This is a genomic window from Pseudoxanthomonas sp. 22568, assembly GCF_052044485.1.
Lineage (GTDB): Bacteria > Pseudomonadota > Gammaproteobacteria > Xanthomonadales > Xanthomonadaceae > Pseudoxanthomonas_A > Pseudoxanthomonas_A beigongshangi.
On record NZ_JBQENC010000001.1, the window covers coordinates 336,460 to 361,860 of the forward strand.

The 25,401-nt window shown below is 67.4% G+C and carries 21 protein-coding genes and 1 pseudogene; 14 read left to right on the top strand and 8 right to left on the bottom strand.

Features of this window, described 5'->3' with window-relative positions; genetic code table 11:
* Positions 1-5 precede the first annotated feature (5 nt).
* From ACTJI2_RS01695 to cysS, 3 genes are all read right to left on the bottom strand, one after another.
* The gene (locus ACTJI2_RS01695) at positions 6-1,250 is read right to left on the bottom strand and encodes an MFS transporter (RefSeq protein WP_440840873.1); all 1,245 of its coding nucleotides are present in this window, start codon (positions 1,248-1,250) and stop codon (positions 6-8) included.
* A complete protein-coding gene (locus ACTJI2_RS01700; RefSeq protein WP_440840874.1) occupies positions 1,247-1,684 on the bottom strand; it encodes a SufE family protein in 438 nt (145 codons plus the stop codon). Before ACTJI2_RS01700 ends, ACTJI2_RS01695 begins: the two co-directional genes overlap by 4 nt.
* A 95-nt stretch (positions 1,685-1,779) precedes the next feature.
* Positions 1,780-3,159, bottom strand: a complete 1,380-nt coding sequence (cysS, locus tag ACTJI2_RS01705; RefSeq protein WP_440840875.1) for a cysteine--tRNA ligase — start codon at positions 3,157-3,159, stop codon at positions 1,780-1,782.
* Positions 3,160-3,339: 180 nt separating this feature from the next.
* Between cysS and ACTJI2_RS01710 the strand changes: the two genes are divergently transcribed.
* The 12 genes and pseudogenes from ACTJI2_RS01710 to ACTJI2_RS01765 all read left to right on the top strand — a co-directional run bounded on the left by ACTJI2_RS01710 (position 3,340) and on the right by ACTJI2_RS01765 (position 15,001).
* Positions 3,340-3,828 (top strand): hypothetical protein, encoded by a 489-nt coding sequence (locus tag ACTJI2_RS01710; protein ID WP_440840962.1) that lies wholly within the window; start codon positions 3,340-3,342, stop codon positions 3,826-3,828.
* Between the two features lie 243 nt (positions 3,829-4,071).
* Entirely contained in the window at positions 4,072-5,073 is a 1,002-nt protein-coding gene (locus ACTJI2_RS01715) for an N-acetylornithine carbamoyltransferase (RefSeq protein WP_440840876.1), read from the top strand.
* Between the two features lie 130 nt (positions 5,074-5,203).
* Complete coding sequence (locus ACTJI2_RS01720; protein ID WP_440840877.1) at positions 5,204-6,406, top strand: argininosuccinate synthase; 1,203 nt, start codon at positions 5,204-5,206, stop codon at positions 6,404-6,406.
* 221 nt (positions 6,407-6,627) lie between these two features.
* Positions 6,628-7,713, top strand: a complete 1,086-nt coding sequence (locus ACTJI2_RS01725; protein ID WP_440840878.1) for an acetylornithine deacetylase — start codon at positions 6,628-6,630, stop codon at positions 7,711-7,713.
* 18 nt (positions 7,714-7,731) lie between these two features.
* Complete coding sequence (locus tag ACTJI2_RS01730; protein ID WP_440840880.1) at positions 7,732-9,048, top strand: acetylglutamate kinase; 1,317 nt, start codon at positions 7,732-7,734, stop codon at positions 9,046-9,048.
* Between the two features lies 1 nt (position 9,049).
* A complete protein-coding gene (locus ACTJI2_RS01735; RefSeq protein WP_440840881.1) occupies positions 9,050-9,667 on the top strand; it encodes a GNAT family N-acetyltransferase in 618 nt (205 codons plus the stop codon).
* The gene (gene argC, locus ACTJI2_RS01740) at positions 9,664-10,635 is read left to right on the top strand and encodes an N-acetyl-gamma-glutamyl-phosphate reductase (protein WP_440840882.1); all 972 of its coding nucleotides are present in this window, start codon (positions 9,664-9,666) and stop codon (positions 10,633-10,635) included. Before ACTJI2_RS01735 ends, argC begins: the two co-directional genes overlap by 4 nt.
* Positions 10,632-11,930 (top strand): argininosuccinate lyase, encoded by a 1,299-nt coding sequence (gene argH / locus ACTJI2_RS01745; protein WP_440840883.1) that lies wholly within the window; start codon positions 10,632-10,634, stop codon positions 11,928-11,930. Before argC ends, argH begins: the two co-directional genes overlap by 4 nt.
* A gap of 3 nt (positions 11,931-11,933) precedes the next feature.
* The gene (locus ACTJI2_RS01750; protein ID WP_440840884.1) at positions 11,934-12,290 is read left to right on the top strand and encodes a cupin domain-containing protein; all 357 of its coding nucleotides are present in this window, start codon (positions 11,934-11,936) and stop codon (positions 12,288-12,290) included.
* Positions 12,287-12,539, top strand: a pseudogene (locus tag ACTJI2_RS01755) (YciI family protein). Before ACTJI2_RS01750 ends, ACTJI2_RS01755 begins: the two are co-directional and overlap by 4 nt.
* A gap of 22 nt (positions 12,540-12,561) precedes the next feature.
* Positions 12,562-13,704, top strand: coding sequence for a glutamate 5-kinase (gene proB / locus ACTJI2_RS01760; protein ID WP_192198915.1), 1,143 nt, complete (start codon positions 12,562-12,564; stop codon positions 13,702-13,704).
* Between the two features lie 37 nt (positions 13,705-13,741).
* Positions 13,742-15,001, top strand: coding sequence for a glutamate-5-semialdehyde dehydrogenase (locus ACTJI2_RS01765; RefSeq protein WP_440840885.1), 1,260 nt, complete (start codon positions 13,742-13,744; stop codon positions 14,999-15,001).
* Between the two features lie 387 nt (positions 15,002-15,388).
* Here the strand turns inward: ACTJI2_RS01765 and ACTJI2_RS01770 are convergent, their stop codons facing one another.
* The 5 genes from ACTJI2_RS01770 to pgaA form a co-directional block, all read right to left on the bottom strand.
* Positions 15,389-16,672, bottom strand: coding sequence for a CynX/NimT family MFS transporter (locus ACTJI2_RS01770; protein WP_440840886.1), 1,284 nt, complete (start codon positions 16,670-16,672; stop codon positions 15,389-15,391).
* An 85-nt stretch (positions 16,673-16,757) separates the two neighbouring features.
* Positions 16,758-17,225, bottom strand: coding sequence for a poly-beta-1,6-N-acetyl-D-glucosamine biosynthesis protein PgaD (gene pgaD / locus ACTJI2_RS01775; RefSeq protein WP_440840887.1), 468 nt, complete (start codon positions 17,223-17,225; stop codon positions 16,758-16,760).
* A complete protein-coding gene (pgaC, locus tag ACTJI2_RS01780; protein ID WP_440840888.1) occupies positions 17,222-18,469 on the bottom strand; it encodes a poly-beta-1,6-N-acetyl-D-glucosamine synthase in 1,248 nt (415 codons plus the stop codon). The genes pgaD and pgaC overlap by 4 nt, the downstream gene beginning before the upstream one ends.
* A 2-nt stretch (positions 18,470-18,471) precedes the next feature.
* On the bottom strand, positions 18,472-20,343 hold the full coding sequence (pgaB, locus tag ACTJI2_RS01785) for a poly-beta-1,6-N-acetyl-D-glucosamine N-deacetylase PgaB (RefSeq protein WP_440840889.1): 1,872 nt from the start codon (positions 20,341-20,343) through the stop codon (positions 18,472-18,474).
* Complete coding sequence (gene pgaA / locus ACTJI2_RS01790) at positions 20,343-22,379, bottom strand: poly-beta-1,6 N-acetyl-D-glucosamine export porin PgaA (protein ID WP_440840890.1); 2,037 nt, start codon at positions 22,377-22,379, stop codon at positions 20,343-20,345. Before pgaA ends, pgaB begins: the two co-directional genes overlap by 1 nt.
* Positions 22,380-23,004: 625 nt before the next feature.
* Here pgaA and ACTJI2_RS01795 point away from each other — a divergent pair.
* Together ACTJI2_RS01795 and ACTJI2_RS01800 are read left to right on the top strand one after the other, a co-directional pair.
* Positions 23,005-24,354, top strand: a complete 1,350-nt coding sequence (locus ACTJI2_RS01795; protein WP_440840892.1) for a glycosyltransferase family 2 protein — start codon at positions 23,005-23,007, stop codon at positions 24,352-24,354.
* Positions 24,351-25,283: a hypothetical protein gene (locus ACTJI2_RS01800; RefSeq protein WP_183637270.1), complete on the top strand. Its 933-nt coding sequence runs from the start codon at positions 24,351-24,353 to the stop codon at positions 25,281-25,283. Before ACTJI2_RS01795 ends, ACTJI2_RS01800 begins: the two co-directional genes overlap by 4 nt.
* Positions 25,284-25,401: the final 118 nt, after the last annotated feature.

A 25,401-nucleotide genomic window follows, 5' to 3' on the forward strand; every position in this document is an offset into this window, starting at 1 on the left:
TGCGCTCAGTGCAGATCGTTCAAATCGAGCCGGCGCAGCCGCGGTGCCCGCCACGCGGTGGCGGCGACCACCACCAGGATCGCGCCGCCGCCCAGCAGTACCGCCGGAATCAATCCCAGCAGCCGCGCCATCGTGCCGGCGTAGAACGCCCCCAACTCGTTGGACGAACTGATGAAGATGCCGTTGATCGAAGACACCCGCCCGCGCATCTCGTCCGGCGTCGACAGCTGCAGGATGGTCGAACGCACCACCACCGACACGCCGTCGCACATGCCATAGGCCAGCAGGATCAGCGCCGACAGCCAGAAACTGCGGGACAGCCCGAACGCGATCACGCACAGGCCGAAGCCCGCCACCGCGAACAGCAGTACCCGGCCGGCGTGCTGCTGCAACGGATGCCGCGCCAGCCACACGCCCACGCACACCGAACCCAGCGCTGGCGCCGCGCGCAGGATGCCCAGGCCTTCGGGACCGTAGCGGAGAATGTCGTGGATGAAGGCCGGCAGCATCGCCACCACGCCACCCAGCAGTACCGAGAACATGTCCAGCGCCATCGCGCCCAGCATGATCTGGTTGCCCCAGACGAAGCGCGCGCCCTGGGCGATGCTGGCGAAGATCGGCAGGCTGGTTGCCGGCGGGCCGGGTTCCTCCACCCGCAGACGTGCCAGCACGCCGCCGGCCAGCACCGCCAGCACCGCCGCCACGGCATAGGACAGCGCGTTGCCGCCGAATCCCACCAGAAGACCGCCGATGGCCGGACCGGTCACCATCGCCGCCTGGAAGATCACCGTGCCCAGGCCGGCGCCGCGGACGAAGTCCTCGCGTGCCAGCACCTTCGCGAACAGCGCGTTGTAGATCGGACTGAGGAACGAACGCGCCATCCCGGTCAGCGCGATGGCGGCGTAGATCGGCCACAGCCGCGTGGTCGGCAACCATCCCGCCGCCGCAAGCACGAGGATCACCGCGGTCAGCGTCAACGCCGCGCAGGCCGCCACGCCCAGCTTGCGTCGCGGCAGGTGGTCGACCAGATAGCCGGCGAACGGCGCCACGCAGAAGAACGGCAGTACTTCGGCCAGGCCGATCAGGCCGAGCGAGAACGGATTGCGGGTGAGTTCATAGATGTGCCAGCCGACCGTCACCGCGACGGTCTGGTAGGACAGCAGCGCCAGGATGCGGTAGGCCAGGACCGTGGTGAACGCGCGGTTGCGCAGCAGCGCCCTGACCGGAGAGGAGCTATTGGCCGCGCTCACCGGGCCGCCGCGGCGGTCTCGCGGATGAAGGCCAGCAGCGAGGCCAGTCCGTTGCTGCGGGTCGGCGAGAGATGCTTGGCCAGGCCGATGTCGGCGATGTAGTCCGCTTCGGTGGCGAGGATTTCGCTGGCCGGACGGCCAGAGTAGACCCGCAACGCCAGGAAGATCAGCCCGGAGACGATCGCAGAATCGCTGACGGCCCGGAAATCCAGCCGGCTGGCGTCACCCTGCGGCACGATCCAGACCAGCGACTGGCAGCCGAGCAGGCGATGTTCCTCGGTCTTCCACTCCTCCGGGAACGGCGGCAGCTTGCGGCCCAGATCGATCAGGTACTGATAGCGCTCGGCCCAATCGCCGAAGAACGCGAATTCGTCCTTGATGGCGTGCTGGGCCTCGGCGGCGGTGGGTTCGAGCGGGAAGACGGTGTCGGTCATGGCGATTCGGAATGCGCCCTTCCGGGGAAGGGAGGCGGCGGCGCTCATCGGCCGCCTGTCCCGGCGCGATCCGGCGCCGGGGCGGAGGGGAGGGCTCAGGCCCGCTTCCAGCGGACGCCCTGCGGGGTATCTTCCAGCAGGATGCCTTCGCTGGCGAGCTGATCGCGGATGGCGTCGGAGCGGGCGAAGTCGCGCGCCTGCTTGGCGGCGGCGCGTTCCTCGATCAGGCCCTGGATGCGCACGTCGTCGTCGTTGGAGGCACCGCGCGCGAACCATCCGGCCGGCGCCTGCTGCAGCAGCCCCAGCGCGAAACCGGCGCCCAGCAGTTCCGCCTTCAGCCGCGCGCGGTCGTCGGCGGTGGCGGCCTTGCGGGCCTCGGCGGCGATGCGGGCCAGTTCGGCCAGCGCCAGCGGCGTGTTGAGGTCGTCGTCCAGCGCTTCCTCGATGGCGGCGGGAATCGAGTTGGCGGCGGAAGCCGGCGCATCGGCGTCGTGCAGATCCCGCAGCGTGCCGTACAGGCGATCCAGGGTTCGCACCGACTGCTCGATCAGCGCGTCCGACCAGTCCAGCGGTTGCCGGTAATGCGCCGACAGCAGGGCGTAGCGCAGCGCCTCGGGCGGGTGCTGTTCCAGCAGGTCGTGCACGCGTTCGATGTTGCCCAACGACTTGCTCATCTTGGCGCCGCCGAAGTTGAGCATGCCGTTGTGCAGCCAGAACCGGGCGAAGGTCTTGCCGCCGTGGGCGCATTCGCTCTGCGCGATTTCGTTCTCGTGGTGCGGGAATTGCAGGTCCACGCCGCCGGCGTGGATGTCGATGGTCTGGCCCAGATGGGCCGCCGCCATCGCCGAGCATTCGATGTGCCAGCCGGGCCGGCCGCGGCCCCAGGGGGATTCCCAGCCCGGCAGTTCGTCGCTGGAGGGCTTCCACAACACGAAATCGCCGGGATCACGCTTGTACGGCGCCACGTCCACGCGCGCGCCGGCCAGCATTTCCTCCGGATCCCGGCGCGAGAGCTTGCCGTAGTCCGGGAACGAGGCCACCGCGAACAGTACGTGGCCCTCGGCCGCGTAAGCGTGCCCGCCGGCGATCAGGTCCTGGATCATCGCGATGATCTGCGGAATGTGGGCGGTCGCCTCGGGCTCGATGTCCGGCGGGGCGACGCCCAGTCGCGCCATGTCCTGGCGGTAGGCGGCGGCGAAACGGTCGGTGATGGCACTGATCGGCACGCCCTGTTCCAAGGCCGCCGCGTTGATCTTGTCGTCCACGTCGGTGATGTTGCGGGCGTAGCGCAGCGCGCCATGGCGTCGGCGCAGCAGCGCCGCCAGCACCCCGAACACCACCGGGCCGCGGGCGTTGCCGATGTGGACGTAGTTGTAGACCGTGGGCCCGCACACATACAGGGTGGGGCAGGCGGGATCGAGGGGGACGAAGTCCTCGACCCGGCGGGTGAGGTTGTTGTGGAGGCGAAGGCTCATCAGGCTGCGGCGTGGGGAAGCACGGTGATTCTACAGCCTGGCGGGGTCCGGCCGGCCGCCGGACGGGCGCAGGAGGGGATGGTTCAGCCCCTCTCCAGCCTGGTCGCCTACACTAGTGCGCAGGGATTTCCACCAACGGGTCGCATGGGTCGTTTCCGTCATTGCTTGCTGCCACTGCTGATGTTGCCGATCGCCATGGGTGCGATGGCGCAGGAGCGCGTGGTCCAGGCGGAGAACGTGCGGCTGGACTACGCCCAGGTGCTCAACGTCGAGCCGGTCTACCAGACCCTGCGGGCCAGCCGGACCGAGGAAGTCTGCGACGAGCTGCCCACGCTGCCGACCACCACGGTCCATCCGACCCGGGAACAGAGCCGCTGGGCGCGGTTCCTGGACTCCATCAAGGGCGTGTTCTCCGGCGACGACGAGGCCAAGGCGCAGGAAGCCGAGGCGCAGGCCGGCCAGTCCACCGAACCGGCCCGGCTCAGCTGCCGCAGCGTGCCGGTCGAGCGCGAGTTCCGCCGTCCCATCGCCTACGACGTGGACTACGTCTACAAGGGCACCAAATACCGTTCCCGCCTGGCCGAGGATCCGGGCAACCGGCTCCGGATCCGGATTTCGGTGATGCCCTACGTGCCGGCCGTGCCCCCGGTCGAGGCCCCCGCGCCCTGAGCCTTGCGCTGCGCCGCAGCACGTGCGAGGATTCGCCCCCTATGAAGATGAACGCCCACGCCCATGCTGACAGCGCGGCCCGCCAGGCCTCGGGCATGACCTCGCGTGCGCGTCGACCGGAATCCTGCTCCTAGCTGGGTCGCCCGGACGTTTTCGCCTGTCTTGACGGAACCCAGCCAGAGGCTGGGTTTTTTCGTTTTCCGCCCCCGAATTTCCGCAACATTCCCGAACCAGGATGCCTTGATGAAGCACTTCTTGAACACGCAGGACTGGAGCCGCGCCGAGCTGGACGCCTTGCTGGCGCAGGCGGCGCGATACAAGCAGGACAAGCTGGGCGACGCGCTGAAAGGCAAATCGATCGCGCTGGTGTTCTTCAATCCGTCCATGCGCACCCGCACCAGTTTCGAGCTGGGCGCCTTCCAGTTGGGCGGGCATGCCGTGGTCCTGCAGCCGGGCAAGGACGCGTGGCCGATCGAGTTCAACCTGGGCACGGTGATGGACGGCGACACCGAGGAACACATCGCCGAGGTGGCGAAGGTGCTGGGCCGCTATGTCGACCTGATCGGCGTGCGCGCGTTCCCGAAGTTCATCGACTGGGCCCATGACCGCGAGGACATCGTGCTGAAGTCGTTTGCCAAGTATTCGCCGGTACCGGTGATCAACATGGAGACGATCACCCATCCCTGCCAGGAACTGGCGCACGCGTTGGCACTGCAGGAACACTTCGGCACCACCGATCTGCGCGGCAAGAAGTACGTGCTGACCTGGACCTATCATCCCAAGCCGCTGAACACCGCGGTGGCCAACTCGGCGCTGACCATCGCCACCCGGCTGGGCATGGACGTGACCCTGCTGTGCCCGACCCCGGACTACATCCTGGACGAGCGCTACATGGGTTGGGCCGAGCAGAACGTGGCCGAGAGCGGCGGCTCGCTGGCCGTCAGCCACGACATCGAAAGCGCCTACCGCGGCGCCGACGTGGTCTACGCCAAGAGCTGGGGCGCGCTGCCGTTCTTCGGCAACTGGGAGCCGGAAAAACCCATCCGCGACCAGTACAAGCACTTCATCGTCGACGAGGCCAAGATGGCGCTGACCAACAACGGCGTGTTCTCGCATTGCCTGCCGCTGCGCCGCAACGTCAAGGCCACCGACGCGGTGATGGATTCGCCGCAGTGCATCGCCATCGACGAGGCCGAGAACCGCCTGCATGTGCAGAAGGCGATCATGGCCGCGCTGATCAAGTAAAGACGGAAGATTCGCTCCTTCCCCCGCTTGCGGGGGAAGGCCGGGATGGGGGCGAACCGCCCGTCCCGTGCCCCCACCCCATCCCTCCCCCGCAAGCGGGGAGGGGGTAAAAAAACACGAGAGACCTGAAATGACCGCTTCGACCAGCAAAGACATCGTCCTCGCCTTCTCCGGCGGCCTCGACACCAGCTTCTGCATTCCCTATCTGCAGGAGCGCGGCTGGGCCGTGCATACCGTGTTCGCCGACACCGGCGGCGTGGATGCCGAGGAACGCGCCTATATCGAACAGCGTGCCGCCGAACTGGGCGCGGCCAGCCACGTCACCGTCGACGGCGGCCCGGCGATCTGGAACGGCTTCGTCAAGCCGTTCGTGTGGGCGGGCGAGGGCTACCAGGGCCAGTATCCGCTGCTGGTCTCCGACCGTTACCTGATCGTCGATGCCGCGCTCAAGCGCGCCGCCGAACTTGGCACCAACGCGATTGCCCACGGCTGCACCGGCATGGGCAACGATCAGGTCCGCTTCGACCTGGCGGTCAAGGCGTCGGGCGACTACCGCATCGTCGCGCCGATCCGCGAAATCCAGAAAGAGCACACCCAGACCCGCGCCTACGAGCAGCAGTACCTGGAAGAGCGCGGGTTCGGCGTGCGCGCCAAGCAGAAGAGCTACACCATCAACGAGAACCTGCTGGGCGTGACCCTGTCCGGCGGCGAGATCGACAAGTGGGAAGCCCCGGGCGAAGGTGCGCGCGGCTGGTGCGCGCCGCGCAGCGAGTGGCCGGAGCAGGTCCTGCGCGTGACCGTCGGCTTCAAGCAGGGCGAAGCGGTGAGCCTGGACGGCCAGGCGCTGGACGGCGCCCAACTGCTGGCGAAGTTGAACGCGCTGTTTGCCCCGTATGGCGTGGGTCGTGGCATGTACACCGGCGACACCACCATCGGCCTGAAGGGACGCATCGTGTACGAAGCACCGGGCCTGATCGCCCTGCTCGCGGCGCACCGCGCGCTGGAGGAGGCGGTGCTGACCAAGCAGCAGAACCGCTTCAAGCCGGAAGTGGCGCGCAAGTGGGTGGAGGTGGTGTACGAAGGCTTCTTCCACGATCCGATCAAGACCGACCTGGAAGCCTTCCTGACGTCCTCGCAGGCAACCGTCAATGGCGAGGTCGTGCTGGAAACCCGCGGCGCCCGCGTCGATGCGGTGGCGGTGAAGTCGCCGCACCTGCTCAATGCAAAGGGCGCGACCTACGCCCAGTCGGCCGACTGGGGCGTGGAGGAGGCGGAAGGCTTCATCAAGCTGTTCGGCATGAGCAGCACGCTGTGGGCCGAAATCAACCGCTGATCCGCTGACCATCCGGAATCCCCCGATCCTGTCCACTCCAAGAAAACCCGTCCCGTCATTCCAGCGCATGCTGGAATCCATTGGCTCCTCGTCACCAGGCGAAGAGGCAACCGCAAGATGGATCCCGGACTTCGCCGGGATGACGGCCCGGGGCCGATGCCGTAGTGGAAGAGGCATCTCTTCCGAATCCAGAACCATGACCCGTTGCAGAGCGATTCCCCATGCTTGACCAGGTTCTTCAGCATCTCGAACAGCTGGTGTCCCACGACACCCGCAATCCGCCGCGCGCCATCACCACCGGCGGCATCTTCGACTACATCCGCGCGCAGCTGCCGGACTTCAATGTCGAGGTGATCGACCATGGTGCCGGCGCGGTGTCGCTGTTCGCCGTGCGCGGGCAGCCGAAGCGGGTGTTCAACGTGCACCTGGACACGGTGCCTTCGTCGCCGGCGTGGACCGCCGATCCGCTGAAGCTGCGGGTCGAGGGCGACCGCGCCATCGGCCTGGGTGCCTGCGACATCAAGGGCGCCGCCGCCGGCCTGATCGCCGCCGCGCAGGTCACCTCGGGCGACGCCGCGTTCCTGTTCTCCAGCGACGAGGAAGCCAACGACCCGCGCTGCATCGCGGCGTTCCTCGCCCGCGATCATGGTTTCAGCGAAGCCATCATCGCCGAGCCCACCCAGGGCCACGCGGTGCTGGCGCATCGCGGCATCAGCGCGGTGCGGATGGCGTTCAAGGGCCAGGCCGGGCACGCTTCGGCCGAGAACGCATTGTCGCTGAGCGCGCTGCACAACGCGATGCGTTGGGGCACCACCGCGCTGGATCACGTGCAGGCCCAGCACCACTTGCGCTTTGGTGGACTGACCGGACTGCGCTTCAACATCGGCCGGGTCGAGGGCGGCATCAAGGCCAATATGATCGCGCCCAGCGCCGAAGTGCGGTTCGGCTTCCGGCCGCTGCCGTCGCAGGACATGGACGCGCTGCACGCGCAGTTCCGCGCGTTCGCCAACCTCGACGCGCTGGCCGAGTACGAGGAGACGTTCCGCGGTCCGTCGCTGCCTTCAGGCGACGTCGCCCGTGCCGAGGAGCGACGCCTGGCCGCGCGCGATCTAGCCGACGAACTCGGCTTGCCGGTCGGCAACGCGGTGGACTTCTGGACCGAGGCCTCGCTGTTCTCGCAGGCCGGCCTGACCGCGCTGGTGTATGGCCCGGGCGACATCGCCCAGGCGCATACCGCCGACGAATGGGTCGCGCTCGACCAGCTTCAACACTACGCCGCCACCGTGCAGCGGATTTTCACCGCATAACCGAGACCCGCAGAAACGATGGAATCGAACAAGCAAACCCGGCAGACCATCATCCGGCTGCTCTCCAGCATGGCCAGCGCGAAGGAGATTTCGCAGTACGTCAAGCGCTTCTCGCAGCTGGACGCCAAGCGCTTCGCCGTGGTCAAGGTCGGTGGCGCGGTGCTGCGCGACGACCTGGAGGCGCTGACCTCCTCGCTGACCTTCCTGCAGGAAGTCGGCCTGACCCCGATCGTCGTGCACGGCGCCGGCCCGCAGCTGGACGAGGAGATGAACGCCGCCGGCATCGTCAAGCAGACCGTCAACGGCCTGCGCGTGACCACGCCGGAAGTGCTGGCGATCGTGCGCAAGGTGTTCCTGCAGCAGAACCTGGCGCTGGTGGAGGCCCTGCAGCAAGGCGGCGCGCGGGCGACCTCGATCGTGTCCGGCGTGTTCGAGGCCGAATACAAGGACCAGCCGACCTACGGCCTGGTCGGCGACGTCACCCGCATCAACCTGGCGCCGATCGAGGCCAGCCTGCACGCCGGGTCGATTCCGGTCATCGCCAGCATGGGCGAGACCGTCGGCGGGCAGATCCTCAACATCAACGCCGATTTCGCCGCCAACGAACTGGTGCAGGTGCTGCAACCCTACAAGATCATCTTCCTGACCGGCACCGGTGGCCTGCTGGGCGCCGACGGCAAGGTCATCGACTCGATCAACCTGTCCACCGAGTACGACGAGCTGATGGCGCAGCCGTGGATCAACGGCGGCATGCGGGTGAAGATCGAGCAGATCAAGGACCTGCTGGACAAGTTGCCGCTGACCTCGTCGGTGTCGATCACCAAGCCGGCGGAACTGGCCAAGGAACTGTTCACCCATCGCGGCTCCGGCACGCTGGTGCGGCGCGGCGAACGGGTGCTGCGCTTCGATTCCTGGGAAGGCGTGGATCGGCAGCGCCTACGCGAACTGATCGAATCGAGTTTCGGGCGGCGCCTGCTGCCGGACTATTTCGAGCGCACCGCGCCGCATCGCGTCTACATCAGCGAGAACTATCGCACCGCGCTGATCCTGACCCACGATGACGGCTTCGCCTACCTGGACAAGTTCGCGGTGCTCGACGACGCGCAGGGCGAAGGCCTCGGGCGTGCGGTCTGGCACGTGATGCGCGAGGAAAACCCGCAGCTGTTCTGGCGTTCGCGCCACAACAACCCGGTCAACATCTTCTACTACGCCGAGTCCGACGGCTGCTACAAGCAGGAGAAGTGGAAGGTGTTCTGGTACGGCATCGACAGCTTCGACGACATCGAGCGTTGCGTAGCCCATTGCCGCACGCGCCAGCCGACCCTGGTGGATTGAGATGACGACGGACACGACTGGCCTCTGGCAGCAGGTTCCCCGGCTGGAAGGACGCCACGCACGCCTGGAGCCGCTGCAGCGCGCACACGCGGACGGCCTGCGCGCGGCACTGGAAGGCGATGCCCTGGCCGCGCTCTGGTACACCAATGTGCCGCGCGCGGCCGAGGTCGACACCTACCTGGACGGCGTGTTCGCCACCCAGGCGCAGGGCAGGATCCTGCCGTTCGTGGTGCGGGATGCCGCCGGCGACATCGTCGGCAGCACGCGCTTCTATGATCTGGAACCCACGGTGCCGCGCGTCAGCATCGGCTACACCTGGTACGCGCCGCGGGTGCAGCGTACCGGTCTCAATACCGAAGCCAAACTCCTGCTCTTGACCCATGCGTTCGAAACGCTGGGCTGCATCAGCGTGGTGTTCGAGACCAGCTGGTTCAACCAGCGCTCGCGCGCGGCCATCGCCCGCCTGGGCGCGAAACAGGACGGCGTGCTGCGCAACCATCGGCGTCATGCCGATGGCAGCCCGCGCGATACCGTCATTTTCTCCATCCTCGACAACGAATGGCCGGCGGTGAAGCGCAACCTGCTTTCGCGCCTGGCCCAGCATGAGTCCTCCCGATGAAAACCGTCGGCATCGTCGGCGCGCGCGGACATACCGGCGCCGAACTGATCAAACTGATTGCCCGCCATCCGCAACTGGAACTGGCGTTCGTGTCCTCGCGCGAGCTGGACGGACAGAAAGTCAGCGACCACATCGCCGATTTCGCCGGCGGACTGCGCTACGAAAACCTCAACCATGAACAGGTCGGCGGCAGGGGCGCCGACGCCGTGATCCTGGCGCTGCCCAACGGCAAGGCGGCCGAACTGGTCGCCGCCATCGATACGCAGGCGCCGGAGACGGTGGTGGTGGACCTGTCCGCCGATTATCGCTTCAACTCCGACTGGTACTACGGCCTGCCGGAACTGACGCGCGACGCCTATGCCGGGCAGAAACGCATCAGCAACCCCGGCTGCTATGCCACCGCGATGCAACTGGCGATCGCGCCGGTGCTGGACCAATTGGCAGGCCCCCCCCAGTGCTTTGGCGTTTCCGGCTACTCCGGCGCCGGCACCACGCCGTCGGACAAGAACAATGTCGAGCTGCTGCGCGACAACCTGATGCCGTACGCGCTGACCGATCACATGCACGAACGCGAGGTCAGCCGGCACCTGGGCGTGCCGGTGGAGTTCATGCCGCACGTGGCACCGCATTTTCGCGGCATCACCATGACGGTCAACCTGTATCTGCAACAGGCGGTCAAGCGGGATGATATGCGCGATCTGTACGGGCAGCGCTATGCCGGCGAACCGCTGATCCGCGTCACCGACGACGCGCCGTGGGTGAGTCGCATCGCCGGCCGGCATGGTGTGGAAATCGGTGGATTCACCTTGGCACCGGGCGGCAAGCGCATGGTGGTGGTGGCGACCCTGGACAACCTGCTGAAGGGCGCGGCGACCCAGGCAATGCAGAACCTCAACCGCGCCTTCGGCTTCGACGAGCTGGAGAGCATTCCGGTTGACGCATTCCATCACGAGGAGGGCAGGGCATGAGCGACCTGTTGTGGCAGAAGCCCGGCGTCACGGTCGACGCGGAAATCCAGCGGTTCCTGGCCGGCGACGATGTGTTGCTGGATCGCGAATTCTTCCTGCACGACATCCAGGCCAGTACCGCGCATGCGGAGGGGCTGCAACATATCGGCATCCTGTCGGCGGATGAACTGGCCGGGCTGAAGCGCGAGCTGGCTGCACTGGCCGAGGATTTCAGTACAGGCCGCTTCGTGCTGGACGAGCGCTACGAGGACGGCCATTCCGCCATCGAGGCGAGGCTGACCGAGCGTCTGGGCGACGCCGGCCGCAAGATCCACACCGGCCGCAGCCGCAACGACCAGATCCTGGTCGCCACCCGCCTGTGGCTGAAGGAAAAGCTGGCGCGCACGGCGGCGCTGTGCCGCGAGGTGGCCAAGGTCGCCCTGGACCGCGCGGTGGCCGAGCAATCGCTGCCGCTGCCCGGCTACACCCATATCCAGCGGGCGGTGGTGTCGTCGGCGGGCATGTGGTGGGCCGGCTGGACCGAGGCGTTCATCGACAACGCCATCCGTGCCGGCGATACCCTCAAACTGGTCGATGCCAATCCGCTGGGTACCGCGGCCGGCTACGGCGTCAACCTGAAGCTGGATCGCGAACACACCACCGCGGCGCTCGGCTTCGAGCGGATGCAGGTCAGCCCCATCTACGCGCAACTCTCGCGCGGAAAGTTCGAGATGGCCGCGCTGGAAGCGCTCGGCGCCGCGACCCTGGACCTGCGCCGCATCGCCTGGGATCTGTCGCTGTTCACCAGCGCCGAATTCGGTTTCGTCGCGCTGCCCTCGCAGTACACCACCGGCAGTTCGATCATGCCGAACAAGCGCAATCCCGACGTGATCGAACTGATGCGCGCCACCCACGCCAGCGTGGCGGCGGCGCGCACCGAGATCGAACAGTTGCTGTCGCTGCCGTCCGGTTACCACCGCGATCTGCAGGCCAGCAAGGGCGCGATCTTCCACGGCTTCGGCCGCGGGCTGCCGGCGCTGGAACTGTTGCCGGCGTTGCTGGCCAACCTGGAATGGCGCGAGGACCGGCTGCGCGCGGCGATCGATTCGGGCATGTACGCGACCGACGTGGCGGTGGAAGCCGCGGTGGCGGGCATACCCTTCCGCGAGGCCTACAAGGCCGCTGCCGCGGCGGCGGACACGGCCGGGCAGGGACGTACCCCGGAAGGCAGCCTGGATGCACGGGTGTCGCCGGGCGCCGCCGCCGACCTGCGGCTGGATACCCTGCGCCGGCGCCTGGTCGCATTGGAGGGTTGACTCATGTCGCCGGTCAGTCGCGCCAATGCCGAACACTACGCGTGGGGCCAGGGCTGCGATGGCTGGCATCTGCTCAAGGATGCGGGCCTGAGCGTGATCGAGGAGCGGATGCCGCCGGGTACGGCGGAAGTCAGGCACTTCCACGCCCAGGCGCGCCAGTTCTTCTATGTGCTGGATGGGCAGGCCGAACTGGAAGTGGAAGGTGCCGTTTCCCTGCTCCAGGCCGGGCAGGGGCTGCACGTCGCGCCGGGGCAGGCGCACCGGATGCGCAACCGTGGCGGCACGGATGCGCGCTTCCTGGTGATTTCGTCTCCGCGTGCGCACGGCGACCGCCATCCCGCACCGGAGAATCATGCATGAAGACCCGCTACCTGGTGATGGCGATGCGCACGCCGGACTTCCGCGNNNNCGCCGCACCATGCGTTCCTGGATGGCCTGCGCGAGGCGGGCCTGCTGGAAATGACCGGCGGTTTCAGCGATCGCAGCGGCGGCGCCTATCTGCTGGCGGGCGTCGGTTCGCTCGATGAGGCACGCGCCATCGCCGCGCGCGATCCGCTGGCGGTCACCGGCAGTTCGCTGCTGACCGTGTACGAATGGAACACCCGTTGAAGAAGCCGCCACCGAGTCCGACATGAGCCACGCCGCCATTCCGTTCGCTGCGCAGACCCTGCCGACGTGGAAGCGCGCGGTGTTGAAGGTCGGCAGCAGCCTGCTGGCCAACGAAGGCGAGGGGCTGAGCCCGAGGCATGCGCTCAATCTTGCGCAGTTCGTGTCCTCCAGCTTGCTGGCCGGACGCGAAATGGTGATCGTGTCCTCCGGCGCGGTCGCCGCCGGACGCGGGCTGCTGCATCGCAAGCCGGCCGCGGGCGTCGCGATGGCGGAACGGCAGGCGCTGGCCGCGCTCGGGCAGGCGCAGCTGATTGGCCTGTGGCAGCGCTTCTTCGAGCGTCCGGTCGCGCAGGTGCTGCTCACCCATGACGATTTGCGCAACCGCCGGCGCTATCTCAACGCCCGCGCCACCTTGCAGGAACTGCTGGCGCTGGGCGCGTTGCCGGTCATCAACGAGAACGACACCGTGTCGGTGGACGAACTGAAGCTGGGCGACAACGACAACCTGGCCGCGGTGGTGGCGGCGCTGGTCGATGCGGATGCGCTGTTCATCGCCACCGACATCGACGGTTTCTATTCGGCCAACCCGCGCACGCATGCGGATGCGAGGCCCATACTCGACGTGGAAGCGTTGACGCCCGAATTCTTCGCCATGGCCGGTGGCGCCGGCAGCGGGGTCGGCACCGGCGGCATGCACACCAAGCTCGAAGCCGCGGCCAAGGCGGCGGCGGCCGGCATCGAAACCTTCCTGTTCAACGGTACCCGCGCCGAGACCCTGTCCGCGCTGGCGGCCGGGCGCCTGCACGGCACCCGCTTCCGACCGGCCCAGAACCGCCTTGCCGCGCGCAAGTACTGGCTGCGCAACGTACCGGTGGAAACCGGCGCGATCCTGGTCGATGCCGGCGCGGCCGGCGCGGTGCGCGAGCGCGGTGCTTCGCTGCTGCCGGGGGGCGTGGTCGGCGCCGAGGGCGATTTCCGTCGCGGCGACATGGTCGAGGTGCGCCTGCGCGAGGGCGGTGACCAGTGCATCGCGCGCGGCGTGAGCCAGTACTCGGCCATCGACATCCGCCGCATCGCCCGCCGGCACTCGCGCGAGATCGAGGCCATACTCGGCTACAGCTACGGCGAGAACGTCGTGCACCGCGATGATCTGGTCGTGCTCTGAGCCGGCCATACGAATACCAGCAACGGGACCGAACACGATGAGCACCATCCAGCAACAGGCCCTGCAATGCCGCGACGCCGCGCAGTCCATCGCGCAGCTATCCAGCGACGCCAAGAACACGCTGCTGCGGGCGATGGCCGACGCGCTGGAGGCCGACCGCGAGGCGATCCTGGCCGCCAACGCGCGCGACATGGAAGCCGCCGCCGCCAAGGGCATCACCGGCGCGATGCTGGATCGGCTGAAGCTCGACGACAAGCGCCTGGCCGGGATCGCATCCGCCGTGCGCGAAGTGGCGGATCTGCCGGATCCGGTCGGGCAGGTGACCCGCGAGGAAATCCGCCCCAACGGGATCCGCATCCGGCGCGTACGCGTGCCGCTCGGCGTGGTGGCGATGATCTACGAAGCGCGCCCCAACGTCACCGCGGACGCGGCCGCGTTGTGCCTGAAGGCCGGCAACGGGGTGATCCTGCGCGGTGGCTCGGAGGCGATCCATTCCAACACTGCCATCGCGGCGGCGCTGCGCCGCGCGCTGCGTGCGCAGGGACTGCCGGAGGCGGCGCTGACCCTGGTCGAGGATCTGCGGCGGGAGACCATGGTTGAACTGCTGCAACTCAACGACGTCATCGATCTGGCGATCCCGCGCGGTGGCGAAGGGCTGATCCGGTTCGTCGCCGAACACGCGCGGGTGCCGGTGATCAAGCATTACAAGGGCGTCTGCCATCTGTTCGTGGACGCCAGCGCGGATCCGCAACTGGCCCTGCGCCTGCTGCTCGACGGCAAGGCTTCCCGGCCGGGCGTGTGCAATGCGCTGGAGACCCTGCTGGTGCATCGTGACATCGCGGAGACCTTCCTGCCGCTGGCGGAGGAGGCGCTGCGTGGCCGCGGTGTGCAACTGCGTGCAGATGAGACGGCGCGGAACTGGATGCCGGAAGCGGCGGCGGCGACCGAGGACGACTACGCGGTCGAATTCCTCGATCTGATTCTCGCGGTGCGGGTGGTGGACGATTTGGAACAGGCCATCGCGCATATCCGCCGGTTCGGTTCCGATCACACCGAGGTGATCGCCACCAACGACGCGGGCAACGCGGACCGGTTCGTGCAGGCGCTGCGTTCGGCGGTGGTGATGGTCAACGCCTCGTCACGCTTCAGCGACGGTGGCGAACTGGGACTGGGCGCGGAAATCGGCATCTCGACCACCCGCCTGCACGCTTACGGCCCGATGGGCGCCGAGTCGCTGACGGTCGAACGCTTCGTCGTCCACGGCGAAGGCCAGGTCCGCCACCCCGACCTGCTGTAGAGCGGAGCTCGCTCCGCTACGTCGGTTTCGGATGGAAAGAGCAGCCGAGCAAGCTCGGCTCTACGCGTTCACCATCCCGGCCTCCACCGGGTAGAGCGGAGCTCGCTCCGCTTCGTCGGTTTCGGATGGAAGGCGCAGCCGAGCAAGCTCGGCTCTACGCGTTCACCATCCCGGCCTCTCACCGGGTAGAGCGGAGCTCGCTCCGCTCCGTCGGTTTCGGATGGAAAGAGCAGCCGAGCAAGCTCGGCTCTACGCGTTCACCATCCCGGCCTCTCACCGGGTAGAGCGGAGCTTGCTCCGCTTCGTGGGCTTCGGACGGAAGAGCAGCCGAGCAAGCTCGGCTCTACGCTTCTACCAATCCCGAATCCGATTCCCCAACTCCGCCCCTCACCATGTATCCTCCAGGAACCGCGGCTTGCAGGCCAGGTAGCCACCCACCAGCAGCACGCCGATGCACAGCACCAGGAAACCGAACGGCCACGACCAGCCGTGGGTATGCTCGTGCAGCAGGCCGAACATCAGCGGTCCCAAGCAGGACAGCGAATAGCCCACGCCCTGCATGAAGCCAGACAGCGACGCGGATCCGGCCGGTGTGCGCGTGCGCAGGTTGATCATCGTCAGTGCCAGCGGGAAGGTGCTGGGTCCCATGCCCAGCAGCGCCACCCACAGGGCCGGCGCGGCCATCGGTGCCCACAGCAGGCCGGAAAAGGCGACCGCGTAGAATGCCGCGCACGCGAGCACGACTGTATAGGGATTGCGCATCCGCACCGCCAGCGCCGGCATCGTCAACGATGCGACCAGGCCGAGCGCGGAAAACAGGCCGACCATGGTGCCGCCCAGCGCTTCGCTGCCGCCGGCCTCGATCAGCAACTTCGGCAACCAGGTGAACATCGAATACGTCACCAGCGAGGTCATGCCGAACATCAGCGCCATGCCCCAGGCGACCGGCGATCGCCAGACCCGGCCGCGTGCGGCGGGCGCGGACAGTTCCGGTGCCTCGTCGCCGCCGGTGACGGCCTGGTCATGCATTTGCGCCATCGGCGTGTCGTGGCGCCGTTCGACCCACAGCACGCCGATCCACGGCAGCGCCGCGGCCACCGCGAACAGTGACCACAGACCCAGCGAAATCTGCCAGTTGCTGGCCGCCATCACCGGCACGGCCAGCAAGGCCGGCAGGATGGTGCCGGCTTGCAGGACGGTGATGTAGAGGGTGCTGACCGTGCCCACACGGTCGGCAAAGTAGCGCTTCACGAGCGGCGGCAGCACGATATTGCCGATGCCCATGCCGGCCAGCGCCACCGCCGAGGCGGCAAGCAGCGCGCCGCTGCCACCGGCCAGGCTGCGCAGCAGCAGGCCGACGGCGGCCAGCGCCATCGCCAGCAGCGCGGTGCGTTCCAGGCCGATGCGGTGGGCGATGCCGGGCGTGAGCACGCCGAACAGCGCGAACGCGGCGGTCGGCAACATGCCGAATACGCCAGTCATGGTGGCGCCGAAACCGAACAGGTGGCCCAACTGGTCCAGCAGCGGCGTCAGCGAGGTCACCGCCGTGCGCAGGTTGAACGCGGACAGCACGATGCCGGCCAGGATCAGGCCGCGTCCGGACCATAGCGGAACGGAGGAACCCGGCGGGGAGGGGGAAGTCGAGGGGGAGGCGTGTTGCGGGGATTTCATCGGCCGCATTATCGCCGATGCACGCTGGCGACGGTGTGCCGCCAAGGCGACACACCGTCCCGACAATCCCGTGCAAGGCTCGCGATCAGCCGCCGGTGTTGGCGCTCAGCGCCGGTCGGCTCATCGATACGGGGATCGCGTGATCGTTCATGTGCAGCAGGGTGATCTTGGACTGGCCCAGCTGGTTTGCCAGCGCCAGGTTCGCGCCCAGGCGTTCGGCCACTTCATCCACGCCCACGTCCTCCTGCGGGCTGCGTCGATCCTGGGAGGCGAAGCGCCAGCGGTTGTACTCGGCCCAGCCGATCAGCGCGAGCGCGCAGATCGCGGCCATCACCGGGATGGCGACGATCAGGAACGGCTCCACCTGGTGCTGGCGCGTGTACAGCTCGAAGAACGCCGTGCGCACGCCCAGCAGCCACAGGATCAGGGTGACCAGTGGCAGCCATAGGTAGATGTAGAGCCCCCAGAAGGCGGCGGTGACAAAGCCCCACGCCGCGCGCTTCAGGCGCGGCTGGGCATACGGTTTGCGGATGAGGCGGGAATCGTATTTCATCGGATACCTCGATCAGGACTGACCCACGTGGCGCGCTTGCCGCGCCGTTTCAACAAAGTCTTGGGAAGCGCGACCACGGTGGTGAACAGGCTCAGCAGCCAGTACGCCATCGGGTACCAGATCATCCAGAAGTAATTGCGGCCGACCTGGGTTTCGTAACGGCGGTCGATGATGATGCTGCTGGCGAACTGCGCCATGCACACCATCGCCAGGATCACGCCGTGCCACGAGGGCAGGATGGTGTGCACGTACAGTGCCGGCGGCAGGGCGATGAACTTGCCCAGCGCCCAAAGCACGATGATCAGCAGCATGGTGTAGGCCCACAGCACACTGAGCAGGTACTCGAGCAGGACGCCCCACATCCGCCGCTTGCGCCAGCTGAGGAAGTCGCGACCGTGGCGCAGCAGCACTTCCACGCCACCCTGCGCCCAGCGCAGGCGCTGCCGCCACAGGCCCTTCAGGGTCTCCGGCATCAGGATGAAGCACAGCGCGTTCGGCTCGTAGCGGATGTCCCAGTGATCCAGTTGCAGGCGCCAGCTGATGTCGATGTCCTCGGTCACCATGTCATCGGCCCAGTAGCCGATACGGTGCAGGGCGGTGCGGCGGAACGCGCTGATCACGCCGGAGACGGTGAAGATGCGTCCATACACGCGCTGGGCGCGCTTGATCATGCCGATGATCGAGGAGAACTCGCCGACCTGCAGCCGGCCCAGCAGGGTCGAGCGGTTGCGGATGCGCGGGTTGCCGGTGACCGCGCCCACGCGCGGGCCGGAGGTCAGGTGCCAGACCATCCAGTGCGCGGCGTATTCGTCCAGCAGCGCGTCGCCGTCGATGCAGACCAGGTATTCGGACTGCGCGGCGAGCGCGCCCATGCGCAGCGCGTTGGCCTTGCCCAGGTTGCGATCCAGGTGGATCACCCGCAGCCGGTCGTGGCGCTCGGCCATGGCATTGAGTACGTCGGCGGTGTTGTCGCGGCTGCCGTCGTTGATCGCGATGACCTCGAAGTCGGGATACTTCTGCAGCAGCGCGCTGCCGATGGTTTCCTCCGCGTTGTCACCCTCGTTGTGGCAGGGGATGAGGATCGAAACCTTCGGGAAGGCGGCCAGCGGCGGCGGATCGGTGCGCTGGCGCGCGTGGCGCTCGCGACGGAAGTAGTAGTACAACCCACCCGACATCCAGAAGAACGACATGATGATCGGATACAGGAAGGCGAATTCAAAAAGGACGGCGAGGATCTTGTCCATGATCAGCGCTCCTCGTACGGGAAGCCACGGGCGGAGATACCGGCACGGGCATCGGGCATGCGCGGCAGGTCGGCGATGAAGTCATCCGGATACCAGCCCAGATGGCGAACGCCCTGGGCCTGCAGGCGACGGATGAGGGCATTGATGCGCGGGCCGGGAATCGGCTTGCGGGTATTCCAGTCGACGGTCTGCAGTTCGAACAGGGTCTGCGACAGTTGCGGGTCCTGCTTGCGTACCGCCGCCACCAGTTCGTCCAGCCACTTCTCCGGACGCCGGCTGCCTTCCATCCACGGCATCGCCATCAGCGCGGTGTGGTCGTAGGCGCGGTTGAACAGATCCAGCCGCTGCGCGAACCAGGCCTGGCTCTGCGGTTCCAGCACGGGGCGCGCGTACATGTTGCGCACGGTCTTGAGCTTGGGACGCCAGCGCTCGGCGGCGTTCCTCAGTTCCAGGGTGAAGTCGATCAGCGCCTGCGTGCGCGCCTCGGTGTTGCCGGGAGCGAGCGTGGCCAGTTCGGTGTCGCGCAGGTAGGCGTCGTCATGGAACAGGAGTCCTTCCATGTACGAGGCGACTGCCAGGTCCTCGTAGATGCCGGCGATGGTCCGGCGCACGTCCGGCCGGGTGAAGTCCAGCCGCGGGATGCCGTCGGCCTCGCGGCTGGCGATGGCCATGCCCGGCGCCTGCTGCGGCAGCTTGTAGGCCATCACCGGCAGCCAGGCAAACACCTTGACGTGGGCGCGGGTGTACAGCTGCCAAGCGACCCGGTTGTACAGATCCGCGCGCACCGGCATGAAGCGGTTGGGGAAGTACAGCGCGTCGGCGGCACCGTCGCCGTCCGGGTCGGCGAAGGCCTGCAGGAACACATGCGAGGGGCCGATGCGGTTGACGCGCTCGATCAGCAGGTCCAGGTTGCGTGCCTGCTGTTGCGGGTCCGGGTCGTAGACCGCGTCCAGGTCGATCTGCAGGGCGCGGATGCCTTCGGCCTCCGGATCGTGGCGGAACTCGTAGGCCAGCTCGGTGACGGTCGGGTTGTCCATCACCAGCAGGCGCGCCAGGCCGTGCAGATCCGCGGTCACCGGCGTGCTGGGGCCTTCCAGATCGAAGGACACCGGCATGCCCAGCGATTCGGCGATATCGTTGCTCACGCTGCTGTAGGCCGCGTAGGGCCACACGATGGCGCGCGGCGCCTGGCCCAGGTGCCGGCGGATCAGATCGCTGCTGGTCGCCAGATCCGAGCGCACGCGCTCGCGGTACGCGGCTTCGGTTTCATAACGTCCGGCTGCCGGATCGTAGATGCGGGTGATCGCGGCCGGGGTCTGGTTGCCCTGCGGGTTGGACTGCACGCCCTTGTGCAGGGCGTTGGTGTGGCTGGCGATTTCGACCAGCCCGCTGGCTTGCATCTCCCGCAGTTGATCCCAGGTGACGAAGTCGTCGCGGGTGAACATGCGCGGACCGTAGTCGATCTCCTGGCCGGCGGGCATGTCGACCCAGCCGGTGATCACCGCCGCCAGCGCCGGGTAGTTGTAGGCGCGCAGCAGCGGGAAGGCATGCGTATACAGGCTGCGCAGGCCGTCATCGAAGGTCAGCAGGACCGGCTTGGCCGGCAGCGGCTTGCCGCCGCGGGAGGCTTCCACCACCTGCGACAGCGAAACCGGGTGGTAGCCGTGCCCGGCCAGCCAGTCCAGGTGCGCGGCGAAGTTCTGGGTGCTGACCGCGTAGGCGTCGGCGTCGCCTTTCTTGGCGACATCGTCGCGGATGTCGTGATAGCTGAGCACCAGCAGCGGCTCGGCGGCGCGCGCGGCGAGCATCGGCGCGAACAGCGCCAGTGCGCACAGGGCCAGCAGCAACCAGGTTGGACGTACGGACTTCATCATCATTCTCCCCACCGCAGTTCGGCATCGAAGCCGAAGCGTTCTTCACGGACCCCGTCGTAGACCGGGCGCGACCAGCTGACCCCGTAGGTCAGCACCCGGCCGAGCGCGAATTTCCATTCGTGCTCGTAGCGCAGCGCCGGCACCCAGCTGGTGCCGAAGCCTTCCTGCCAGTAGCGGCCGGCGGTGGCGGTGAGGCGATGGCGGAAATGGCGCTCGTATTCGCGCCACACCAGGTGATCCGCGCGCAGGCCCAGTTCCAGCGAGCCGTCACGCGAGGGATTGAAGTACGGCGTGTCCCGGCGGCTGCCGCGGCTGCCGTAGAGACCGGCTAGGCCGTCGAGCAGGAAGTAGGGACGGGTCCACAGGCGCTGTTCGGCATTGAGGTTGAGCGCGGTGCGGCGGTTGCCGTCCTCGTAACGCCAATGGGTGAGCCCCCCACGGAATTCGGTGCGCTCGTTGCGCTCGTACACCAGGTTGATCGCGGCGCTGTCGGCGGTGATGCCGGCGTCACGCGCCTGCAGCGAGGCGTCGGCGTCATTCCGGCGCAGCGAAAGCTGGCCGTCGAGGGTATCGCTGAAGCGCCAGCCCACGTCCAGCGACACGCCGGTGCCGCCGACGCGGTCACTGGCGTGGTAGACGCCCAGGTGGGTGTCCAGGCGATCGTAGGCGTAGCGCACGCCGACGCCCTGCCGGCGATGATGGATGCGATCCCGATCGAAGTCCGCCCAGCGGTCGTCGGCCACGGCGGTCAGGCGCCAGCGGTCATCGAACAGCGGCGATTGCACTTCCACGCCATATTCGCCGTCGCGGTTGCCGAACGGCGTATTGCCGCTGCCGCCGTTGCTGCGCGCGCCGGCCACGTAGGCGCGCCATTGCCAGCCGCGATGATTGCGCCAGAGTTCGTCCATGCGCTGCACGTTCGGCTGGTCGCCGTATTCCCTGACCAGCAGATCGTGCAGATCGCGGGCCTGGTCGTCGCGGCGCAGGGTGACCAGCGCCTCGACCTGGCCGACGCGCGCATTGACGTCGCGTTCATCCAGCGTGGAGGCCATGCGGAAGCGCTCCAGCGCCCGCTCCGGCCAGCCGCGCATCATGTAGACCTGGCCGAGCGAGGTCTGCATGCCGGCGTTGTTGGGCGCGATGCCCAGCATGGCGGTGATGTCGCGTTCGGCGCTGGGCAGGTCCTCGGAGAAGGCGCGCAGCATCGCCAGCGTGCTGTCCGTGTCGGCGCGGCGCCAGTTCTGGCTGCCCTGGCGCGCGCCCGGCGCGTACAGCCAGGCCGGCTGGGTCTCGCGATAGGCTTCCAGGCCGCGGATGGCGGTGGTGGGCCGCTCGCTTTCCAGATAGGCGTAGGCCAGTTGCATGCGCACGTCGCTGTTGTCCGGATCGGCCTTGAGCGCGGCTTCCAGCACCGGCGCGGCCTCGAACGGACGCTTGAGCGCCATGAACGAATCGCCCACCGCGGGTAGCGCGTAGGCGGGCACCGCGAGTCCGGCGGTGTCGTTCAAGGCCTGGTATTCGTCGACCACCTGCTGGTGGCGTCCCAGCTTCGACAGCAGGATCAGCCGGTCATAACGGATGCGCGTCGGCAAGGTTGGATCGTTCGCCGGACTCCGTCGCAGATATTCCTCGATGGCGCTGTCGGCCACACGCGCCTCGGCCAGGCGGTTGCGCTCGTTTTCCGGGTAGGCCTGCGACCACAGGATCAACCGGGCCAGGTAGTTGGCTTCGAACTGCTCGCGCTGCGCGGCATCGAACAGCTCGGGGCGGGCGCGGTACATCGCCCAGGCCTGGTAGCTGTTGCCGACATCGCCCAGGGTCAGGGTACGCAGGCGGTACAGTTCAGGATCGTCCGGGCGCTGGGCCTGCAGGCGTTCGAATATCGCCAGGGCGTCCAGCCAGCGCGACTCGTCGCGCAGGCGGGCGGCCTGCGCGAGCGAGGCCTCGTGCCCCGGATTGTTGCCGGCGCCGGCCGGCGGGAAGGTGGGAGTGGTGGCGGGTGCCGCTGCCAGAGCCGGCAGGCCGGTCGCACCCATGGCGCATGCAAGCGCCCAAGACAATGTGGTTCTTTTCAAAACGTTCCGCCCCTGTCGCTAACAGTTGGGTCCCCCGGGGGAGACCGTGCTGGTGGTCCTTGGATTTGTGATGAGTCGCACAAATCCTGCCAAGTCTAGGAAGCGGTACCCAAAGGGCGCCCAAACGGGACGATTCTGTTAATAATCCATAAATTTATGTGATGTAAATCACTAAAAATCACGATCAATCGGCCTTGCTTGCCCGGTTTCCCGCCGAAAACACGAGTCGGGGTGGGGGTTTGTGAGCGATACGTGACAGGTTCCGCGTGAGGCTCGAAAGCATCCCGAAAAGCGGAACTCCCGGGGCGCGCGGGCCTGAGCACCGGAAATGCGGCCTTCGGAGCCATCAGGTGGGCAGGACCAAAAGTGACCCTGTGCGTCACAAAACGGTGATTTGAATCACGAAACTGTAACGAAGGCTCGGAGAGGCGATGAGAGGTCACATTGCCCGGCCCGCCGGGTTGGCACGCGAATTGCTCAATGACAGGCACATCCGCTCCGTGTCCACGCCGCCATGTACGACGCCCATTCGCCTTCAGACGCCCCTCCGTGGGACGGTGCCCGTACCCGGCCGCCGGAGCCGCCCGTGCCCGCGCCGGTTCCTGTGCCGGAATTCCGTCGCTTCTATGTGCCGATCCGCCTCAAGTACGTGCTGGTGCTGGCCGTCGCGCTGGCGTGGGCCGGATTGAGCGTCAAGCTGTCCCAGCCCTGGCTGCATGAATTGTCCGCCCATGTGGGCTTCGCCCTGGCGCTGGTCGTGATCATGTTCATCGCCTACGTGCCGGGCTTCATGAACGCGTTCCTGATCGGCTCCATCCTGGCCGACCGCCGTCCGCGCCTGCGCAGGTTCGAACGCCTGCCCGATGTCTGCGTACTGGTCGCCTGCTACAACGAGGCGGAGAACATCGCCGACACCCTCACCAGCCTGTCGCGCCAGGATTACCCGGGTGAAATCGAAGTGGTCGTGATCGACGATGGTTCCATCGACGACAGCGCCGCGATCGCCCGCGCGACCGCGGCCGACCAGGCGCGCCCCGGCCTGCGCATCCGCGTGCTGAACCAGCCGAAGAACGGCGGCAAGTCCAAGGCCCTCAACCGCGGCCTGACGGAAACCCGGCAGGCGCTGGTGGTCACCGTCGACGGTGATTCCTATCTGCGTCCGGACGCGCTGCGCAAGCTGGTGGAACGGTTCCTGTCGGATCCGGCCGGCACCGTGGCGGTGGCCGGCGCGGTGCTGGTGCGCAACTCGCGCGAGAACTGGCTGACCCGCAGCCAGGAATGGGATTACTTCCACGGCATCGCCGCGGTCAAGCGCATGCAGAGCATGTATCACGGCACGCTGGTCGCGCAGGGCGCGTTCTCGCTGTACACCCGCGAGTCGCTCGAACAGGCCGGCGGCTGGCCGGAGTGCGTGGGCGAGGACATCGTGCTGTCGTGGGCGCTGCTGAAGACCGGCGCGCGCATCGGATACTGCGAGGAAGCCTGCCTGTTCACCCGCGTGCCGGAGAAGCTCGGCCAGTTCTCCAAGCAGCGCCAGCGCTGGTCACGTGGCCTGATGGAAGCTTTCGCTCGCCACGGCAGCCTGCTGTTCAAGCCGCGCATGACCACCTTGTTCATCTGGTGGAACCTGCTGTTCCTGCCGCTGGATCTGGTCTACACGCTGGCCTTCATCCCCGGCTTGATCCTGGCGCTGTTCGGCTATTACTGGATCGCCGGTATCATGACGCTGCTGGTACTGCCGCTGGCGGCGCTGTGGAACCTGATCATCTTCCGCGTGCAGTCGAAGATGTTCAAAAGCCAGGATCTGCGCGTGCGCCGCAACATCAGCGGATTCCTGTTCTACACCCTGGCCTACACCATGATCCTGCAGCCGGTCTGCGTCCTGGGGTATGCCGCCGAAATCCTGCGCCTGCGCAAGACCTGGGGGACCAAATGAGAAAGTGTGCCGTCGCCGCCGCCCTGGGATGGGCGCTGGCGATTCCCGTGTTGTCCGCCCATGCCGCCGAGGATGCGCCGGCCGCGCGCCCGGCGCTGCGGACGGACTTCTGGATGGGCTCCGATGCGGACGACAACGAAACCCGCAAGCTGGCACTGGGCTGGGACATCCAGCACCGCGATATCGAGCACTGGTGGGGCGTGAAGGTCGAACGCGCGCGCTTCTCCGGACGCGACTGGTCCGAATCCGAGAACCGCGCCTACCTGAGTGGCGCCGGCAGCCTGGGCAAGGACTGGCGCTGGGACGGCGACATCGGCAGCAACGGCGACGACCTGCTGGGCCGCGCCTCGATCCACAGCACCGATCCCTGGCGGAAGGAAATCTTCGTCGAGCGCGAAGTCCTGGAAACCCGACGCGGCGTGCGCGAGGGCTGGGTGCAGACCTTCGCCGGCGCGGCCATCGACATGCCCTTCAGCGATCGCTGGTCCGCCAGCCTGGTCGCCGGCGTGCAGGACTTCGGCACCGGCGACAACCTGCGCACCCACCTGCGCGGCAATCTGGTCTATGCGTTCGCGCCGGAGTACGGCCTGAGCGCGCAACTGCGCACCCGCTACTACCGCAACAGCGAAGCCTTCGAAGCCGACTACTATTCGCCGCCCTGGTACGGCGAAGCGCTCGGCGTGCTGGCTTGGCGCCGCCACATCGGCGGCTACCAGTGGAGCGCACGCGCCGGCTGGGGCCGCCAGCGCAGTTCCGAGGAGGGCTGGAAGCGCGCCCGCCTGGCCGAGTTCGGCGTGGAGACCCCGCGCTGGAAGGACGCCTGGCTGCGCCTGGACGCCGGCTACACCGATACCCCGGTACTGACCGACACCGGCACCGGCAGCTATGCCTACCGCTACGTGCGATTGCAGGCGTTCGTGGTGTTCTGAGATCCGGGAAGGTCTTGCCGGCCGGCGAGGTGCCTGCCGGCCTTCGGCCCCGTGGAACGGGGGACTTCGGGTCTTCGGGCACAAAAAAACCCGAAAAACATTCGTTTTCCAGGCTTGA

Excerpts from the sequence above, each read along its gene's own strand:
- ACTJI2_RS01700 (WP_440840874.1), bottom strand. The coding sequence starts at position 1,684 with ATGACCGACACCGTCTTCCCGCTCGAACCCACCGCCGCCGAGGCCCAG.
- cysS (WP_440840875.1), bottom strand. The coding sequence starts at position 3,159 with ATGAGCCTTCGCCTCCACAACAACCTCACCCGCCGGGTCGAGGACTTC.
- ACTJI2_RS01710 (WP_440840962.1), top strand. The coding sequence starts at position 3,340 with ATGTTGCCGATCGCCATGGGTGCGATGGCGCAGGAGCGCGTGGTCCAG.
- ACTJI2_RS01715 (WP_440840876.1), top strand. The coding sequence starts at position 4,072 with ATGAAGCACTTCTTGAACACGCAGGACTGGAGCCGCGCCGAGCTGGAC.
- ACTJI2_RS01720 (WP_440840877.1), top strand. The coding sequence starts at position 5,204 with ATGACCGCTTCGACCAGCAAAGACATCGTCCTCGCCTTCTCCGGCGGC.
- ACTJI2_RS01725 (WP_440840878.1), top strand. The coding sequence starts at position 6,628 with ATGCTTGACCAGGTTCTTCAGCATCTCGAACAGCTGGTGTCCCACGAC.
- ACTJI2_RS01730 (WP_440840880.1), top strand. The coding sequence starts at position 7,732 with ATGGAATCGAACAAGCAAACCCGGCAGACCATCATCCGGCTGCTCTCC.
- ACTJI2_RS01735 (WP_440840881.1), top strand. The coding sequence starts at position 9,050 with ATGACGACGGACACGACTGGCCTCTGGCAGCAGGTTCCCCGGCTGGAA.
- argC (WP_440840882.1), top strand. The coding sequence starts at position 9,664 with ATGAAAACCGTCGGCATCGTCGGCGCGCGCGGACATACCGGCGCCGAA.
- argH (WP_440840883.1), top strand. The coding sequence starts at position 10,632 with ATGAGCGACCTGTTGTGGCAGAAGCCCGGCGTCACGGTCGACGCGGAA.
- ACTJI2_RS01750 (WP_440840884.1), top strand. The coding sequence starts at position 11,934 with ATGTCGCCGGTCAGTCGCGCCAATGCCGAACACTACGCGTGGGGCCAG.
- proB (WP_192198915.1), top strand. The coding sequence starts at position 12,562 with ATGAGCCACGCCGCCATTCCGTTCGCTGCGCAGACCCTGCCGACGTGG.
- ACTJI2_RS01765 (WP_440840885.1), top strand. The coding sequence starts at position 13,742 with ATGAGCACCATCCAGCAACAGGCCCTGCAATGCCGCGACGCCGCGCAG.
- ACTJI2_RS01770 (WP_440840886.1), bottom strand. The coding sequence starts at position 16,672 with ATGAAATCCCCGCAACACGCCTCCCCCTCGACTTCCCCCTCCCCGCCG.
- pgaD (WP_440840887.1), bottom strand. The coding sequence starts at position 17,225 with ATGAAATACGATTCCCGCCTCATCCGCAAACCGTATGCCCAGCCGCGC.
- pgaC (WP_440840888.1), bottom strand. The coding sequence starts at position 18,469 with ATGGACAAGATCCTCGCCGTCCTTTTTGAATTCGCCTTCCTGTATCCG.
- pgaB (WP_440840889.1), bottom strand. The coding sequence starts at position 20,343 with ATGATGAAGTCCGTACGTCCAACCTGGTTGCTGCTGGCCCTGTGCGCA.
- pgaA (WP_440840890.1), bottom strand. The coding sequence starts at position 22,379 with ATGGGTGCGACCGGCCTGCCGGCTCTGGCAGCGGCACCCGCCACCACT.
- ACTJI2_RS01800 (WP_183637270.1), top strand. The coding sequence starts at position 24,351 with ATGAGAAAGTGTGCCGTCGCCGCCGCCCTGGGATGGGCGCTGGCGATT.